Source organism: Sphingobacterium faecale (assembly GCF_016746095.1).
GTDB classification, from domain to species: Bacteria; Bacteroidota; Bacteroidia; order Sphingobacteriales; family Sphingobacteriaceae; genus Sphingobacterium; species Sphingobacterium faecale.
Genome location: NZ_JAERTY010000007.1, coordinates 223,665 through 239,102, shown reverse-complemented (window position 1 = coordinate 239,102; position 15,438 = coordinate 223,665). Strand labels below are relative to the sequence as shown.

The window sequence follows — 15,438 nt, the reverse complement described above, 5'->3', positions numbered from 1 at the left end:
TTATTTTAACATCTGATCATTGATTAAGCTTGATATTTTTTGAATATCACCGAAGCATTATGACCACCAAAGCCAAATGTATTACTCAAAGCGGCATTAACAACACGCTTTTGAGCCGTATTAAACGTAAAATTCAAACGATTATCAATTTCTGGATCATCCGTAAAATGATTGATGGTAGGCGGGACTATATCATTTTTGACGGCCAATATAGAAGCTATTCCTTCGACAGCTCCCGCCGCCCCCAACAAGTGCCCCGTCATAGATTTTGTAGAACTAATATTCAATCGATAAGCACTCTCACCAAAAAGATCGACAATTGCCTTCGTCTCACTGATATCTCCTACTGGAGTTGATGTACCATGCACATTAATATAATCGATATCCGAAAACTGGAATTCAGCATCTTTAATCGCCATAGTCATTGCAAGCTTAGCACCAAGCCCCTCAGGGTGCGACGCAGTGATATGATGTGCATCTGCACTCATACCTCCACCAACAATCTCAGCATAAATCTTAGCCCCACGCGCTAGCGCATGCTCCAAACTCTCTAAAATAATTGCACCAGACCCTTCTCCCGACACAAAACCATCCCTATCCTTATCGAAAGGCCTAGAAGCTGTCTTAGGATCATCATTACGAGTAGACAAAGCATGCATTGCATTAAACCCACCTATTCCAGCTTCATTAATTGTAGCCTCCGAGCCTCCTGTAATGATAATATCAGCCCTTCCCATACGAATATAGGTAAAAGCATCGATCATTGCGTTTGTCGCCGATGCACATGCAGAAACCGCTGAAAAGTTTGGACCACGCAAACCGTGTCGCATAGAAATATGTCCAGGAGCAATATCTACCAACATCTTCGGAATAAAAAAAGGGTTGAAACGAGGTGTTCCATCACCTTTAGAAAAGTTAGCTACTTCCTCTGTAAAGGTAGTTAGCCCACCTATTCCCGAGCCCCATATTACGCCAATACGGTTTCTGTCTAATTTATCAAATTCCAATCCAGCATCCTTAACTGCCTCATCTGTAGAAGCAATAGCATACTGTACGAAAGGATCTACCTTACGAGCCTCTTTACGATCCATAAAATCATGTGGATCGAATCCTTTCACCTCGCAAGCAAATTGGGTTTTAAATTTTGACGCATCAAAATGCGTAATAGGAGCAGCACCACTTACACCATTAATCAATCCCTCCCAATAAGCTTGGACGGTATTACCTAGCGGTGTAAGTGCGCCTAATCCTGTTACAACTACTCTCTTAAGCTCCATTTATATCTTTAGCCTAATACAATTAGTTAGTTAACGTTTTTTTCTAAATAAGCGATTGCTTGACCTACAGTACTGATATTTTCAGCTTGGTCATCAGGAATTGCAACGTTAAATTCTTTTTCGAATTCCATGATCAACTCAACTGTATCAAGTGAGTCTGCACCTAAATCATTCGTGAAAGACGCTTCTGGTGTCACTTCATTTTCATCTACACCTAACTTTTCAACGATAATTGCTTTTACTCTTGATGCGATATCTGACATGATTTTATAGTTTAATTGTTTAATAAATCTGTGCAAAGAAAAATAAATTTCACCAAAAATCAAACCTTTTTAATTTTTAGGTGACAAATAAAGAGCAACCAAGCTCATTTAGTGCATTATAGCCCTATAAAGAAACACAACTCAATAATACTAAAAGTAATATTGAATCACAAAAAAACTTTCATTTAATACAAAATTTACACGACTTCACTAAAAAACCACATGCATAAGTTGTACTTTCGTAAATAAATCAAGACCCTATAATAAAATTGAACAAAATCACATTCAAATTAGATATTGACTTTGACCTCGAGCTAGATTTTATTTTAGTAGGTATTAGTTCCTCTTTCCGGGATTACAGACTATGCCATTTTATCAATAAACATACCGGGTTAGGATTCATCTATGGCAAAGAATCCCCAATAGATCACAATGGAAACTTAAAAACCAAAGCACAGGAGGAATTAGACTTTCATATTATCCAAGAAAAATCAAAAGGAAAAAAAGAAACAAAACACCATTATCAGATGTACAGATATTGTTGTGATTCTTTTGATTTTGAATACTACCTCATCAACAACAAAAGCCTTGAAAATGGCCTCCTCATACCAGAAGCGCCTAATTTTGACTATTTCATAATCATAAAACATTATATAGATAAAGAAGATCTTGATACTCTACTGGACAACCTAAAATCAATCAACGAAATCATGTTGGTGAAAGAAATTGACCCAACAATATTGAAATCTAAAGAAAATCTGATATTTTAGCGAATTCTTTAAAGTGTGTAGATTTTACACCCTTATAAAGTTTAGATTAGCCATAATCACTTGTTACTCTGAAATCAATTCAGGAACAGTCAAAAAAAATAGAACAACAACAATATGAAGAAGATTCAAAAAAGAACCAAAATAGTAGCGACTCTAGGTCCTGCATCGTCCAATATAGAGGTATTGACCAGTATGATTGCTAAAGGCGTCGATGTATGCAGATTGAACTTTTCTCATGGTAGCCAAAACGATCACCTTCAAGTTATTAACACCATCAATGAGATTAACGCAAAACATTCCTTCAATGTGAGCATTTTAGCAGATTTACAAGGTCCTAAAATCCGTATCGGCAAGATGAAAGAAGGTGGAGCAACACTGATCAATGGCTCAACAGTTGAAATGACAACAAAAGAACTAATTGGTGACGAAAAACAAATCTATATTACTTACGAAAACTTTCCTAACGACGTTAAGGAGAATGAAATTATACTCCTAGATGATGGCAAGTTACAGCTACGAGTCATATCGACAGACCATAAAGATACTGTTATCTGTGAAGTGGTACATGGGGGTATTTTAACCTCTCGCAAAGGAGTAAACCTCCCTAACACCAAAGTGTCAATCCCATCATTGACTGAAGAAGATCTAGACAATCTAAACTTTGCTTTAGATCATGGTGCCGATTGGATTGCAATGTCATTTGTCCGTTCAGCAGAAGATATAGAACAATGCAAAAAGATTATAGCTGCTAAAGGAAGCCATGCGAAAATAATTGCAAAAATTGAAAAACCAGAAGCAATCGAAAATATAGACGCTATCATCAACGCAACAGATGCAGTAATGGTAGCTCGCGGGGACCTAGGTGTCGAAATGCCTATGGAAGAAGTACCTGGTCTACAGAAAATAATTGTACAAAAATGTCGTAATCTTTCTAAACCTGTAATTATCGCAACCCAGATGTTAGAAAGCATGATCACCACACCTCGTCCTACCCGCGCAGAGGTAAATGACGTTGCAAATTCGGTATTAGATGGGGCTGACGCAGTCATGTTGAGCGGAGAAACTTCTGTCGGAGAGTTTCCTGAAATTGTCATAGAGACAATGGCAAAGGTAATTACACATGTCGAATCCACATCTTATCCCTATTATAGCGAAAAAGTAGATGCTTTCATAGAAGTAAACAAAATTCCAGATGCAATCTGTGGCTCTTCTATCTTTTTAGCCGAAAAAACTAAAGCTTCAGCAATTGCAGTAATGACTGCTTCAGGTTACACTGCTTTCGAAATCTCAAGCTACAGACCAAATGCTGATGTCTACGTGTTTACAGGCAATAAAAACCTATTGAGACAACTTAGTTTACTATGGGGAGTAAGAACCTTCATGTACGAAAAGTATGAGAGTACAGATGGCACGATCCAAGATGTCAATGAACTTTTAAAATCAAATCAACTGGTAGAAAAAGGACAAATTGTAATCAATACGGCGTCAACGCCTTTACACGAAAAAGGAAAGACAAATACGATTAGAGTTTCAGAAGTAAATTAATTTATTTTAAACCATATATTATAACAAAAGGGGGCTGTCTCGTAAATGCCAAGACAGCCCCCCCCTTTTGTTATTGATAAGTACAAATCAATCACTTCATAAGCAAAGGTATTGTTTTCATATGAGGGATATTTTTTTTATAATCCTCCATTTTATCCAACCGCTCAGTCCCAGGCATTCGTGCACAATTCTTTCCAGAAAGCCGCACTATAGGCATTCTCGAAGTCGATGCACTATCTTCCGGTCTCTTATACGCGTTAGGAATCTCAACTGGTCTTAGACCATAATTTCTCAACAAAGAGTCAGTACCGTTCACTCTCAACGTATCAATTTTCGGGATTTTGAACTCCACTACAGACATACAACACTTATAATCTCCTCTAGCTTTCTTCTCGGATCCCTCTACTTGCGCCCAAACTTGGCCGGACAGCAAGACAAAAAAAATAAAACTAAAACTTATTCTTTTCACTATATTAGAATTTATGTTTGTCATCATCAAAAAAAGCAAAATATATAAACCATACATACCCCCATGTTTAAATAAAAATACAAATATTATCAACAATATCATCTCCTCTAATTCCTTAAACCGCTGTTAAATAGTGTTAAAGAGAGCTTCAAGGTATAATACATTACTATTTTTGTAACAATGAAGAAAAAAAGCATCTCACTGATCATAGGTCTAATGTCTATTGCCCTACTCGGCGTAGTGGCCATGCAATACTATTTTATCCGTGAGACCTACAAGCAAAAATCAATTCTTTTTGATGAAGCAATCAACACTTCATTAGCTAAGGTAGCTTCAGAAATCGAGAAAAGTGAATTAATCAACAATTCCCAGATCATAACACGGGCCAATCAAGCCAAATATGAAGCAGAGCAAAAAAAACAACGGATGCTTGCCGAACAATTGCGTATACAACGTCAAATTGAAAGATTAAGATTACAACAACTTGACGTAGAAAGTATATTCCGGGAAGAAGACGAAAAACTAAAAGCAATATTTGCAAATATTACCTATATCGAAAACTGGTTTTACGAGACTTATTTCCGCAAACGCCAAACTCAACAGTATATAGATATCAGTCTGGTTCAAGAACGCATTCCCGGAACCTCACTGGCACAGAGTTTTGTTGTTGTATCAGCTACACAGGAATTACCACGCGTTAGCGCAAAAGACGATTCCGTTCGATACGTTGTATCTACAATAGACGCCATGGGAATTGTCAGAGATTATCGTATTGCAACTTTACCTCCAAAAGCCGATGCAAAAGTTGCCTTCGAACTTATGGAGCTGAGAGCACAGCTAGAGGTATTGAACAAAGAGTTTTTGGCAGACAAGAAAAATGCGCTGGCTGGAGCAGAAAATGCTTTTGACACCTTAGCCATTTTGGGAGGCAAGAAGGCAGGATTCGTCGAAGACATTGCATTGAGCATTCAACTGTCAAACAGGCCACTTGAACAAAGGGTAAATCAAAATCAAGTCCAAAAACTACTGCAAGAAGAGTTAATATCTCGAGGCATACATTCTCCGTTCAAAATCGAGATCAGAGATCGATCGAAGATTATTTACCATAGTCCCGATGCCGAGACACTTACAACAGCTGATCAGTCTCCTCGCTATACCACAGCCTTATTCAAGGGAGACTTCGGAGAGCCAACAGGTCGATTGAGTATATATTTTCCCAACAAAAAGCGGGTCATTGCAGACAACATGAGCTACCTGATATTACCTACCCTAACGCTCTTTGCCCTACTTATTGGTTGCTTCGCCTACACATTGTCTATTATCTTCAAACAGAAAAAGATTTCAGAAATGAAAACAGACTTTATCAACAATATGACCCACGAATTCAAAACTCCCGTGGCGACTATCATGATTGCAAGTGAGTCCTTAAGAGATCCTGAAATCGCATCAAATGAACAACGTGTAAATAAACTAGCAAATATTATTTACGACGAAAACGTAAGACTAGGTAGTCACATCGAACGCGTACTAAATATAGCTAAACTGGAAAAAGAAAACCTTAAGATAGAACGTGTTGATGTCCTTGTCAACCCGTTATTAGAGGGTGTTTTAGACAGTATGCAATTACAGCTGCAAAAGGCCAAGGGGTCAATCCAGTCTGACTTATCAGCGACCAAAGACTTAGTTATAGGGGATGAATTGCATCTTTCCAATGTATTCTTTAACTTAGTTGACAATGCTATAAAATATAGTCCAAATTCACCAGAGATACTGGTAAAAAGCCATAATTCGAAAGGAAATATCATAATATCAATTTCTGACAAGGGGATGGGGATGACAAAAGAACAGCAGGAAAAAATATTTGACCAGTTCTACCGAATTCCTACTGGGAATCTACACAATGTAAAAGGTTTTGGACTAGGATTGAGCTATGTCCATGATATCATTAAGAGATTAGATGGAAAAATTCAGGTAAAAAGCGAAAAAGATAGAGGCACAACTTTTGAGATAACATTACCATTAAAATCAAAAGACATCGATAACTCATAAACAAAGACAACAAACCACTATGCAAAAGATATTATTAGCAGAAGATGACCCTAATCTAGGTGAACTCTTAAAAGACTACCTAGAACTAAAAGGAAAATACGAAGTAGTACTTTGCCAAGATGGAGAACAGGCATTAGAGCAGTTTAGAAAAGACAATTTCGATCTTTGTATTTTCGATGTCATGATGCCTAGAAAAGATGGTTTCACATTGGGAAAAGAAATCAGGAAGATAAATCAGACCATCCCGATCATTTTTGCTACGGCCAAAGGAATGATGGAAGACAAAACCCAAGCCTTTGAATTGGGAGGAGACGACTATATCACAAAGCCATTTCGTGTCGAAGAACTTTTACTACGTATTAACGCTTTGCTCAAACGAGTATCTAAAGACAAAGAAGAAGAACTTGCAGACAAATTTGAAATTGGCGGGTATTTTTTTGATTATACCAGTCAGATTATATCCTACAAAGGGCAACAGCAAAAACTATCGACCAAAGAAGCAGAATTGCTACGTCTACTCTGCTTAAAAAAGAACGATGTTCTCACACGCGAGGAAGCTCTCATCAAGATCTGGCATGATGACAACTACTTTACTGGTCGCAGTATGGATGTTTTTTTAAGTAAGCTTAGAAAGTATCTTAAAGAAGACCCTAATGTAGAGATTGTCAATGTCCATGGTAAAGGATACAAACTGCTCGTGAGCTAAAATCGTATAACCTCAAGAACAAAGAAAGACGAAAACGAATCTGTTTTTGTCTTTTTTTTTGTAATATCAATTCTTCTCTTTAATTTAGCAGCGCTTATAGAGAAAGGCAGAGGGACTAGACCCGATGAAGCCTTAGCAACCTGTCCCTTGACAAGGTGCTAAATTCTATCCGCCAGCTGGCGGAAAAGATAAGCCGAAGTTTCTGATCCAAGAACTCTCTCTACAGCATTATTTTTTTATTAAAAAACATTTTAAAAAGGGAATAGTATGTTAATTACCAACAACTTAGGTTACCCAAGAGTGGGACCTTTCCGCGAACTAAAAAAAGCTAATGAGGCGTATTGGGCTAAAAAGATTTCTGCGGAAGAATTACTTCAAACAGCCAAAGAAATCCGTCAAGCAAATTGGAACACACAAAAGAATGCCGGAATTGATTTAATTCCTTCCAATGATTTCTCTTTTTATGATCAAGTATTGGATCTTTCCTTAACGTTAGGTGCGATACCGGCTCGTTACAGCTCTTTATTGGATAAAGCAGACAACGGCTACAGTTTAGATCTGTACTTCGCTATGGCTCGCGGTTTCCAACAAGACGGAATAGACGTTACAGCGTCCGAAATGACCAAGTGGTTTGACACAAACTACCACTACATGGTTCCTGAATTTACAAAAGGACAGACATTCAAACTTAGTTCAGAAAAGTTCTTAAATGAATATAATGAAGCTAAAGCTCTTGGTATCGACACCAAGCCAGTTATTATCGGCCCCATCACATACTTATTGATAGGAAAAGAAAAAGAAACAGGGTTTAACCGTATTGACTTAATTGAAAACCTATTACCAGTTTACGAACAGATCCTGTCCAAGCTAGCTGATGCGGGCGCTAAATACATCCAAATTGATGAACCCTACTTGGCCCTGGATATCGATGCTAAAACAAAAGCTTTATATAACCAAGTTTTTGAAAGATTAAATAGTGCTGCTGGAAATGCAAAACTTATTGCAACCACTTATTTCGAGGCATTACAGGACAATGAAGATCTAGCAGTCAATCTACCTGTACATGCCCTACATATTGACCTCGTACGTGGTGAGAATCAATTAGACACACTCTTGGCTAAGGTTCCATCATCACTGACTCTTTCTTTGGGCGTTGTAGAGGGACGTAATATATGGAAGAATGATTATCAAAAATCACTTACCAAAATCCAGCAGGCCGTTAATGCATTAGGTGCAGATCGTGTATGGGTAGGCACTTCTTCCTCTTTACTCCACGTACCATTTGATTTGGAAAGTGAAAAGAATGAAGAAACACTTCCTGCTGAAGTCAAAAACTGGTTAGCATTTGCCAAACAAAAGCTAGCAGAAGTAAAAGACCTTGCTATATTAGCCAATGGAGACGTTGACGCAACAACAGCGCAACACTTTGAAGCTAATAAAGCCTCCGCAGAAAGCCGTCGTACATCCCCACTAATACACCGACCTGAAGTAAAGGAACGTGTAAGTAATATTACAGATGAGGATGCACAGCGCACCTCTCCGTTTGCATCACGTAAAGCAGCACAACAAGCAAAATTCAACTTACCATCGTTTGCTACAACCACGATTGGATCATTCCCACAGACCAAGGATGTTCGTAAATGGCGTGCAGATCTTAAAAAAGGAACCATTACACAAGAAGAATACGATAAAGCTATTGCTGAAGAAACAGAAAATACCATTCGTCTTCAAGAACAATTAGAGATCGATGTATTAGTGCACGGAGAGTTCGAACGCAACGACATGGTTGAATACTTCGGCGAACAATTAGCTGGTTATGCATTTACACAATATGGATGGGTGCAATCATACGGTTCACGCTGTGTCAAGCCGCCAGTGATTTATGGGGATGTGTACCGCCCTGCAGATATGACAGTGCGTTGGTCAGCTTATGCGCAATCATTGACCAACCGTCCTGTAAAAGGAATGTTGACTGGTCCTGTTACCATCCTTCAATGGTCATTTGTCCGCAACGACCAGCCACGTTCTACCACGACCTATCAAATTGCATTAGCGATATTGGATGAAGTGCAAGCATTAGAAAAATCAGGCATCAAAATCATTCAGATTGATGAGCCTGCAATACGTGAAGGACTTCCTTTACGGAAAGCCGATCAGCAAGAATATTTGAATTGGGCCGTGCGTGCGTTCCGTGTCTCCTCCTCCAATGTTGCAGACGATACACAGATCCATACCCACATGTGTTATTCCGAATTCAACAATGTAATCAAAGATATCGCAGCGATGGATGCCGATGTGATTACCATTGAGACATCACGTTCACAGATGAAATTATTAAATGCGTTCGCTGGCGACTTTAAATATCCAAACGACATCGGCCCGGGCGTATATGACATCCACTCTCCTCGTGTACCTAGCACAGAAGAAATGGTCGATCTATTGCGCAAGGCAAAAGCAGTTGTTCCTTCTGAACAACTTTGGGTCAACCCAGACTGTGGTCTAAAAACACGTGCTTGGCCAGAAACAAAAGCAGCATTAGAATCTATGGTCAAAGCTGCAAAAATATTAAGAGCAGAATAACAGCAAAAATTAGTAGTATTAAATAAACTTAAAATCCCAGGAACCAAAAAGCCTGGGATTTTTCACATACCTCTCCCATTGTAATTATTGATATACAAACCAGCGTGTCCGCTATACATTTATTCGTATAGAACCGATCCAACACTGATTCTTTACAATTATTTAAAACTAAAGAAATAAACCTTTTTGCAGCTTACTTGTTAATAATTAAAAGTCAAATATGAAATATTCATGTAGTATAACTGCCCAAACACCAATAACCGCGGAGCAGCATGCACACCAACAGTAATAAAGTCGTGCATAATGCAATTGGGATATTCCATATAGCAACTGTAAATTATATACATATGAAAAAATTAAGCACTATAACACTAATGATCCTGACTATAATGTCATTGACCAGTTGTGAGATTATTGGAGGTATTTTCAAAGCCGGAGTTTGGTCGGGTATTCTTATCGTAGTCGTAGTCGTTGCACTTCTAATATGGCTACTTGCCAAGATGTTTGGAGGAAGACGGGATTAAAATCTATGTACAAACAAATATTCATCCCTATCCTCTGCGCCGTCTTATTTTTATGTTCAGCGCAGGCGCAAGATGGACATCCCATTCCAAAAGCAAAAGATCTCCTGTTTTACATACAACACAATAGAGGGAAAAACACGTACCTCTACCAAGTCAATAAGAATCCTCAGGGAAATATCGACATGGACGAACCCATCAAGATCAGTAGACAGCTTTTTGATAACAACGCAGAGGTTAAACCATTAACAGCCATACAGCGCAAGTTTGCCTACGGTATAGATTGGAGTTCACGTGACAAAAGCAACATGGAGTTCTCCTTGGTTTCCTATCCTGAGCAAAAGCTATATCTACGCAGTATAGATAACCAGACATACTACATAGAAACAACTTTAAATGGCATAAAGATGAATGTAACGAACCTATTCATTGTACAGCGAGAGGGCACGTCCGGATTAACTACAAAAGTCGATTATATCCTATTCATAGGACTTAATCAACAAGGCAAGCGAGTCCAGACCAAACTAGTTCCAAACGGATAAATTCAAGTTTACCAAGTCTTTTCTACCGAATACAGTGCTTTTTATCTAAGTTTGCAATATGATTACAGCAGAGAGATATCACGATATTTCGTGTGGGCACAGGGTCGTAGGACACGAAGGAAAATGCAGGTACCTACATGGTCACAATTACCGTATACACTTTATTGTTCAAGCAGAAGAATTAGACACAGTCGGCCGTGTAGTAGACTTCTCTGTCATCAAAGAAAAGCTATGTATGTGGCTAGAAGAAAATTTTGATCACAAATTTCTTATTTGGAATGAAGATCCCCTACTGTCAGGGCTCATGGACATAGCAGCAGACAGCCTCGTTCTCGTTCCATTCAATCCCACTGCAGAAAATATAGCAAAGTATCTAGTAGAGCAAATTGGGCCACAACAACTCGCCCAATACGGCTGTCGACTAATCAAATGTAAAGTCGAGGAAACGCAAAAATGCGCCGCCTCGTATACATTGATTTAGTCTCCCAATTCGAGTAACACCGGACAATGGTCCGAATGCACAGCATCGCTCAGAATATGAGCAGATTTAATCCGATCTCTCAAGGCTACCGATGCCATATTATAGTCGATGCGCCAGCCGAGGTTCTTACCCCGTGATCCAGCTCTGTAGCTCCACCAGGTATAGTTATGTGGTTCCGCATGCAAATGCCTGAATGTATCAATAAAGCCCGAATTAATAAAACTCTCCATCCATTCACGTTCTTCAGGCAAAAATCCCGAAGTATTGGCATTTGACTTCGGATTATGGATATCAATCGCTCGATGGCAAATATTAAAATCACCACATACGACAAGATTAGTCTTTTCTTCCACTAGTTTAGTCGCATACGCTTGAAAATCGTCTAAAAAACGATACTTAAAGGTTTGCCTAGTATCCCCCGTTGTACCAGAAGGGAAATACGTACTCATCACCGAAACGTCATCAAAATCTACACGGATAATCCTTCCTTCAAAGTCATAATCCTCATGTCCGCACCCATACTCCACATGTTTAGGAGTCTTTTTAGTTAAAATAGCCGTACCACTGTACCCCTTTTTTTGTGCCGGATACCAGTAATGTTCATACCCCATCTGTTCAAAAAAAGCTATTTCAGGAACCTGATCCGGCGTAGCTTTAATTTCCTGCAGACAGACCACATCCGGATTCACAGTCTTCAACCAACCTATCCAATCTTTCTTCAAGGCTGCCCGTATCCCATTCACATTATATGTTACAATCTTCATTACTAGTCAATTATTAATTAATCACTTAACAAAACCTTTTACAGCTTATATTTCTTTGACTTAAAAGCATCAAAAAATTCTGTAAGAAATCCTGATTTGGGCTTAAGACCTTGTAATTCCCGATCCTGATTTACAGCCTCTCTTCTCGTCAATAACCGCACAAACATACGTTCATTGACAACAGGTCTGTCCTGGGCGTTTGTTTTGACACCAGCAATACCGTCTACCGCCTCCAATCCATGGACTACCTGACCAAATACCGTATAATTGCCATCCAGATGAGGCGCTCCACCTACAGTCATATATTGATCACGCTGTAAAGCCGAAAGCTTCTTTCCATTCAATCGAAATTGTTCCAGAGAATCTAATCCTTGGCTCGTAAACCTACGTCCCTGAACAATATAAAACTGTGATGCAGAAGATTGCTTTGCGGGATTATTATCTCGAGCAGCTCCTAACGCTCCTTTTTTATGGATAAGACCATCCTGTATCTCAGAATTCACTTTGTAGTCAGGACCGCCATTGCCCAGTATGGCATTATCCGCCGCATTTTTCGAATCAGGATCTCCACCTTGGATCATAAAATTCTGGATTACCCGATGAAAAAGCAAAGAGTCATAATAGCCATCGTTGACTAATTTCTTAAAGTTATCCCTATGTTTAGGAGTTTCATTATAAAGCTGAATCAAAATATTCCCTTTACTGGTCTTAAGCTCCACATAATAATGCTGTGGCTTCTGCGCCTGCGCTGCCACAAGAAATAGTCCTAAAAAAAAAGTAAGTAAAAATCTTTTCATAAAAATAAGTTATATCACTTCCAATTCCTGAAAATAATCAATAATCAACGATTTCATAATTAATTCCTGTTCCAATAAGGTATAATTTGGAATAGCTTTCACCAATTTCCAATGTGGCCATCCCTGTTCGTCGAGCCCTTCGAGCTCATAAAAGCCCATCGAACTAAAGAGCCTACAAGTCGCAATATGCATCAACTCTTCCTTCTCCCGTTTAGAAAATTTCTTTGGTCCTTGGCCCAATTCCTGAACCCCGATTAAAAACAAAACCACCTTTATATCGGGCAATTCCATATCAAAACTTTGAGCGAGAGCCTCTCTCAGGATATTCCATTTTTTATTTACTTCTGCTGCTTTCATATATGTCTAACCTGTTTTTTATCTGTCATCCGCTAGCTGAAGGACTATGGATGTTTGCACCTTGATAAACATGAGTATTTCATATTTATAAAAAGTCAAAAATAATGATTTCAACAGAAAGAATTGTCATGCCATTCTTTAAGATAACTCCGATATCAACTGCTGACATCGCTTTTCGACCATATCGTATACCGGTTCAAATAGCGCATCGTCAAAATAAGGATCAGGAACAACATCATCATCTAAAAATAATCTGACCTTGTCTTTTTGCTCTGCTGTATTTGCTAAACCTAATACATCCTGATAATTTTGTCTGTCCATGACCAGAATAAGATCATACAAATCGAAAAGTGCTACGGTAAAATGTTGCGCCCGTTGCCCAGAGATATCCACACCATATTTTTTCGCAACAGCTATCGACCGATGATCAGGAGCCTGCCCCACATGCCAGTCTCCCGTCCCTGCCGAATCCACATGCCAATTTAAATTCTTAGCCACAGCCATCTGTTGCAATACACCATGGGCTAGCGGTGACCGGCAGATATTACCCAAACATACCATTAAAATATTCATCCCTCAAAAATCCAGATTATATATAAAAAAACAAAGTATGGCTTTTTTCGAAACCATACTTTGTTCTTATTTAAACTATTCTACTGTTTAATACTCAATAGGAACATTCAACTCCACCGTACTACCACGTTGAGGAACTCCTTTTATACGTACAATATTACGTTTTGTAGATGCTAGAGCAGATTCAACATCATCCACACTATTCACTGTTTTACCATTAACGTCCGTAATCACCAAGCCTCTTTCTACACCAAAGTATTCGAACACTCCTCCGCGGTGCACTTGAGTCACCACTACCCCAGAAGTAATGCCTAACTCTTTCTTACGCGCGTCAGTTGCAGGGATAAAACTCGCTCCCAATTTATTAAAGATCTGCGTTGCACTGGCACTTGATCCTTCCTCATTTCCGGAAGACTTATTAACCTCTTCTCCCTTTAGTGTTACCATAACGTCCTTCTCTTTTCCATCCCTCTTATAGGTAAGCTTCACTTTATCACCTGGACGAAGTCTGGCTACACGTTCCTGCAAATCAGGTGATCCGTAGATAATTTTTCCGTCTACTTTAGTAATGATATCCCCCTTCTTAATTCCAGCACCTTCTGCACCACCACCTTTCACCACTTCTTCCACATACAGTCCATTGACATCATCCAATCCGTATTCCTTGCGCACGACACCAACCTCTTTAAAACTAACCCCTACGAAACCACGCTTAACACTACCAAATTCTTTAAAATCATCCAGGACCTTCTTAGCAAGACTGATTGGAATTGCAAAACCATATCCCGCATACGTACCAGTTGGCGACGCAATAGCAGAGTTGATACCAATCAGTTCACCACGGGCATTGACCAATGCACCACCACTATTACCTTTATTAATTACCGCATCCGTTTGGATAAAAGATTCAATAGCTGTACTGACCATCTGCTCAGGTTGTCCACCTTGTCCAAAGCCACGTTGTTGAGAAGGCTCATCCAAGATACCAATACGACGTCCTTTAGCACTGACGATACCTGCTGTTACGGTAGACTGCAAACCCAACGGATATCCGACTGCCAGTACCCATTCTCCAACCTGTACATCATCCGAGTTACCTAATTTTACCATCGGAAGGTTCGTAGCATTTACTTTAATCAAGGCCAGATCAAAATTAGGATCACGGCCGATTACCTTAGCTTCAAAACTACGATTGTCCGTTAGTTGAACTTCTATTTTGTCCGCGTCTTCAACGACGTGATTATTGGTGACAATATAACCATCAGGCGATATAATTACACCAGAACCAGATGCCTGTGCCTGTCTAGGTTGTGCTGGCTGACCTCTACGTTGTTGAGGCATACCGAAAAACTCTTCAAACAGATCGAAAGGCGAGCCTGAACCACCGCCACCACGTTGACCACCACGTGTCGTAACAGAAACTTTTATATGCACTACACCTGGCGAAACTGCCGCTGCTGCCTGCGTAAAATCGGGATTACCCGTAGATGACAATGCTGTACTCGTTGGATTACTTGCATAATAGACCTTTTGTTTCTCTTCAAAAGTCATATTATCCAATTGCTTGTTTTCAAAAAACTTGTATCCCCCTACAGCAATTGCCCCTCCTAGGACAGCTGCTAATAAACTTACTCCTATTTTTTTCATATTACTTTGCTGTTTTAATTTCTAACTTTGTTATTCTAATTAAGTACAAATTGTGTTAGTCAAATGTAGTACCATCACACGGCCTGTCACAACTTTT

General features: G+C 39.2%; 16 protein-coding genes and 1 riboswitch. Of the genes, 8 read left to right on the top strand and 8 right to left on the bottom strand.

The features are described 5' to 3' along the window. Nucleotides 1-23: 23 nt before the first annotated feature. Both fabF and JKG61_RS13390 read right to left on the bottom strand, forming a co-directional pair. Complete coding sequence (fabF, locus tag JKG61_RS13395) at nucleotides 24-1,277, bottom strand: beta-ketoacyl-ACP synthase II (RefSeq protein ID WP_202103483.1); 1,254 nt, start codon at nucleotides 1,275-1,277, stop codon at nucleotides 24-26. 26 nt (nucleotides 1,278-1,303) lie between these two features. Continuing rightward, complete coding sequence (locus JKG61_RS13390; protein ID WP_079643602.1) at nucleotides 1,304-1,540, bottom strand: acyl carrier protein; 237 nt, start codon at nucleotides 1,538-1,540, stop codon at nucleotides 1,304-1,306. A 269-nt stretch (nucleotides 1,541-1,809) separates the two neighbouring features. Between JKG61_RS13390 and JKG61_RS13385 the strand changes: the two genes are divergently transcribed. Then, a complete protein-coding gene (locus JKG61_RS13385; RefSeq protein ID WP_202103482.1) occupies nucleotides 1,810-2,310 on the top strand; it encodes an IPExxxVDY family protein in 501 nt (166 codons plus the stop codon). A 114-nt stretch (nucleotides 2,311-2,424) separates the two neighbouring features. Next, nucleotides 2,425-3,855 carry a pyruvate kinase gene (gene pyk / locus JKG61_RS13380; RefSeq protein ID WP_202103481.1) on the top strand — a complete coding sequence of 477 codons (1,431 nt, stop codon included), beginning with the start codon at nucleotides 2,425-2,427 and terminating at the stop codon, nucleotides 3,853-3,855. A 91-nt stretch (nucleotides 3,856-3,946) separates the two neighbouring features. On the opposite strand, the gene JKG61_RS13375 is transcribed toward pyk, so the two are convergent. After that, nucleotides 3,947-4,324, bottom strand: a complete 378-nt coding sequence (locus tag JKG61_RS13375) for a hypothetical protein (protein WP_202103480.1) — start codon at nucleotides 4,322-4,324, stop codon at nucleotides 3,947-3,949. Nucleotides 4,325-4,504: 180 nt separating this feature from the next. On the opposite strand from JKG61_RS13375, the gene JKG61_RS13370 reads away from it, so the two are divergent. The 6 genes from JKG61_RS13370 (at nucleotide 4,505) to JKG61_RS13345 (ending at nucleotide 11,203) form a co-directional block, all read left to right on the top strand. Next, nucleotides 4,505-6,373, top strand: a complete 1,869-nt coding sequence (locus JKG61_RS13370; RefSeq protein WP_202103479.1) for a sensor histidine kinase — start codon at nucleotides 4,505-4,507, stop codon at nucleotides 6,371-6,373. Between the two features lie 19 nt (nucleotides 6,374-6,392). Further along, nucleotides 6,393-7,079: a response regulator transcription factor gene (locus tag JKG61_RS13365; RefSeq protein WP_021071196.1), complete on the top strand. Its 687-nt coding sequence runs from the start codon at nucleotides 6,393-6,395 to the stop codon at nucleotides 7,077-7,079. 91 nt (nucleotides 7,080-7,170) lie between these two features. Further along, nucleotides 7,171-7,274: riboswitch (SAM riboswitch) on the top strand. Nucleotides 7,275-7,346: 72 nt separating this feature from the next. Further along, on the top strand, nucleotides 7,347-9,659 hold the full coding sequence (gene metE / locus JKG61_RS13360; RefSeq protein WP_202103478.1) for a 5-methyltetrahydropteroyltriglutamate--homocysteine S-methyltransferase: 2,313 nt from the start codon (nucleotides 7,347-7,349) through the stop codon (nucleotides 9,657-9,659). 347 nt (nucleotides 9,660-10,006) lie between these two features. After that, the gene (locus tag JKG61_RS13355; protein ID WP_202103477.1) at nucleotides 10,007-10,183 is read left to right on the top strand and encodes a hypothetical protein; all 177 of its coding nucleotides are present in this window, start codon (nucleotides 10,007-10,009) and stop codon (nucleotides 10,181-10,183) included. Nucleotides 10,184-10,188: 5 nt separating this feature from the next. Continuing rightward, nucleotides 10,189-10,722 (top strand): DUF4833 domain-containing protein, encoded by a 534-nt coding sequence (locus JKG61_RS13350; RefSeq protein WP_202103476.1) that lies wholly within the window; start codon nucleotides 10,189-10,191, stop codon nucleotides 10,720-10,722. Nucleotides 10,723-10,780: 58 nt separating this feature from the next. Continuing rightward, the gene (locus JKG61_RS13345; RefSeq protein ID WP_202103475.1) at nucleotides 10,781-11,203 is read left to right on the top strand and encodes a 6-pyruvoyl trahydropterin synthase family protein; all 423 of its coding nucleotides are present in this window, start codon (nucleotides 10,781-10,783) and stop codon (nucleotides 11,201-11,203) included. Here JKG61_RS13345 and JKG61_RS13340 read toward each other — a convergent pair. The 5 genes from JKG61_RS13340 to JKG61_RS13320 form a co-directional block, all read right to left on the bottom strand. Beyond that, complete coding sequence (locus tag JKG61_RS13340) at nucleotides 11,200-11,967, bottom strand: exodeoxyribonuclease III (protein ID WP_202103474.1); 768 nt, start codon at nucleotides 11,965-11,967, stop codon at nucleotides 11,200-11,202. The genes JKG61_RS13345 and JKG61_RS13340 overlap by 4 nt on opposite strands. 38 nt (nucleotides 11,968-12,005) lie before the next feature. Then, nucleotides 12,006-12,764: a peptidylprolyl isomerase gene (locus JKG61_RS13335; protein WP_202103473.1), complete on the bottom strand. Its 759-nt coding sequence runs from the start codon at nucleotides 12,762-12,764 to the stop codon at nucleotides 12,006-12,008. A 9-nt stretch (nucleotides 12,765-12,773) separates the two neighbouring features. Then, nucleotides 12,774-13,121 (bottom strand): hypothetical protein, encoded by a 348-nt coding sequence (locus JKG61_RS13330; protein ID WP_202103472.1) that lies wholly within the window; start codon nucleotides 13,119-13,121, stop codon nucleotides 12,774-12,776. A 138-nt stretch (nucleotides 13,122-13,259) separates the two neighbouring features. Continuing rightward, entirely contained in the window at nucleotides 13,260-13,694 is a 435-nt protein-coding gene (locus tag JKG61_RS13325; RefSeq protein WP_021071189.1) for a low molecular weight protein-tyrosine-phosphatase, read from the bottom strand. Between the two features lie 87 nt (nucleotides 13,695-13,781). Continuing rightward, nucleotides 13,782-15,341, bottom strand: coding sequence for a Do family serine endopeptidase (locus JKG61_RS13320; protein ID WP_202103471.1), 1,560 nt, complete (start codon nucleotides 15,339-15,341; stop codon nucleotides 13,782-13,784). Nucleotides 15,342-15,438: the final 97 nt, after the last annotated feature.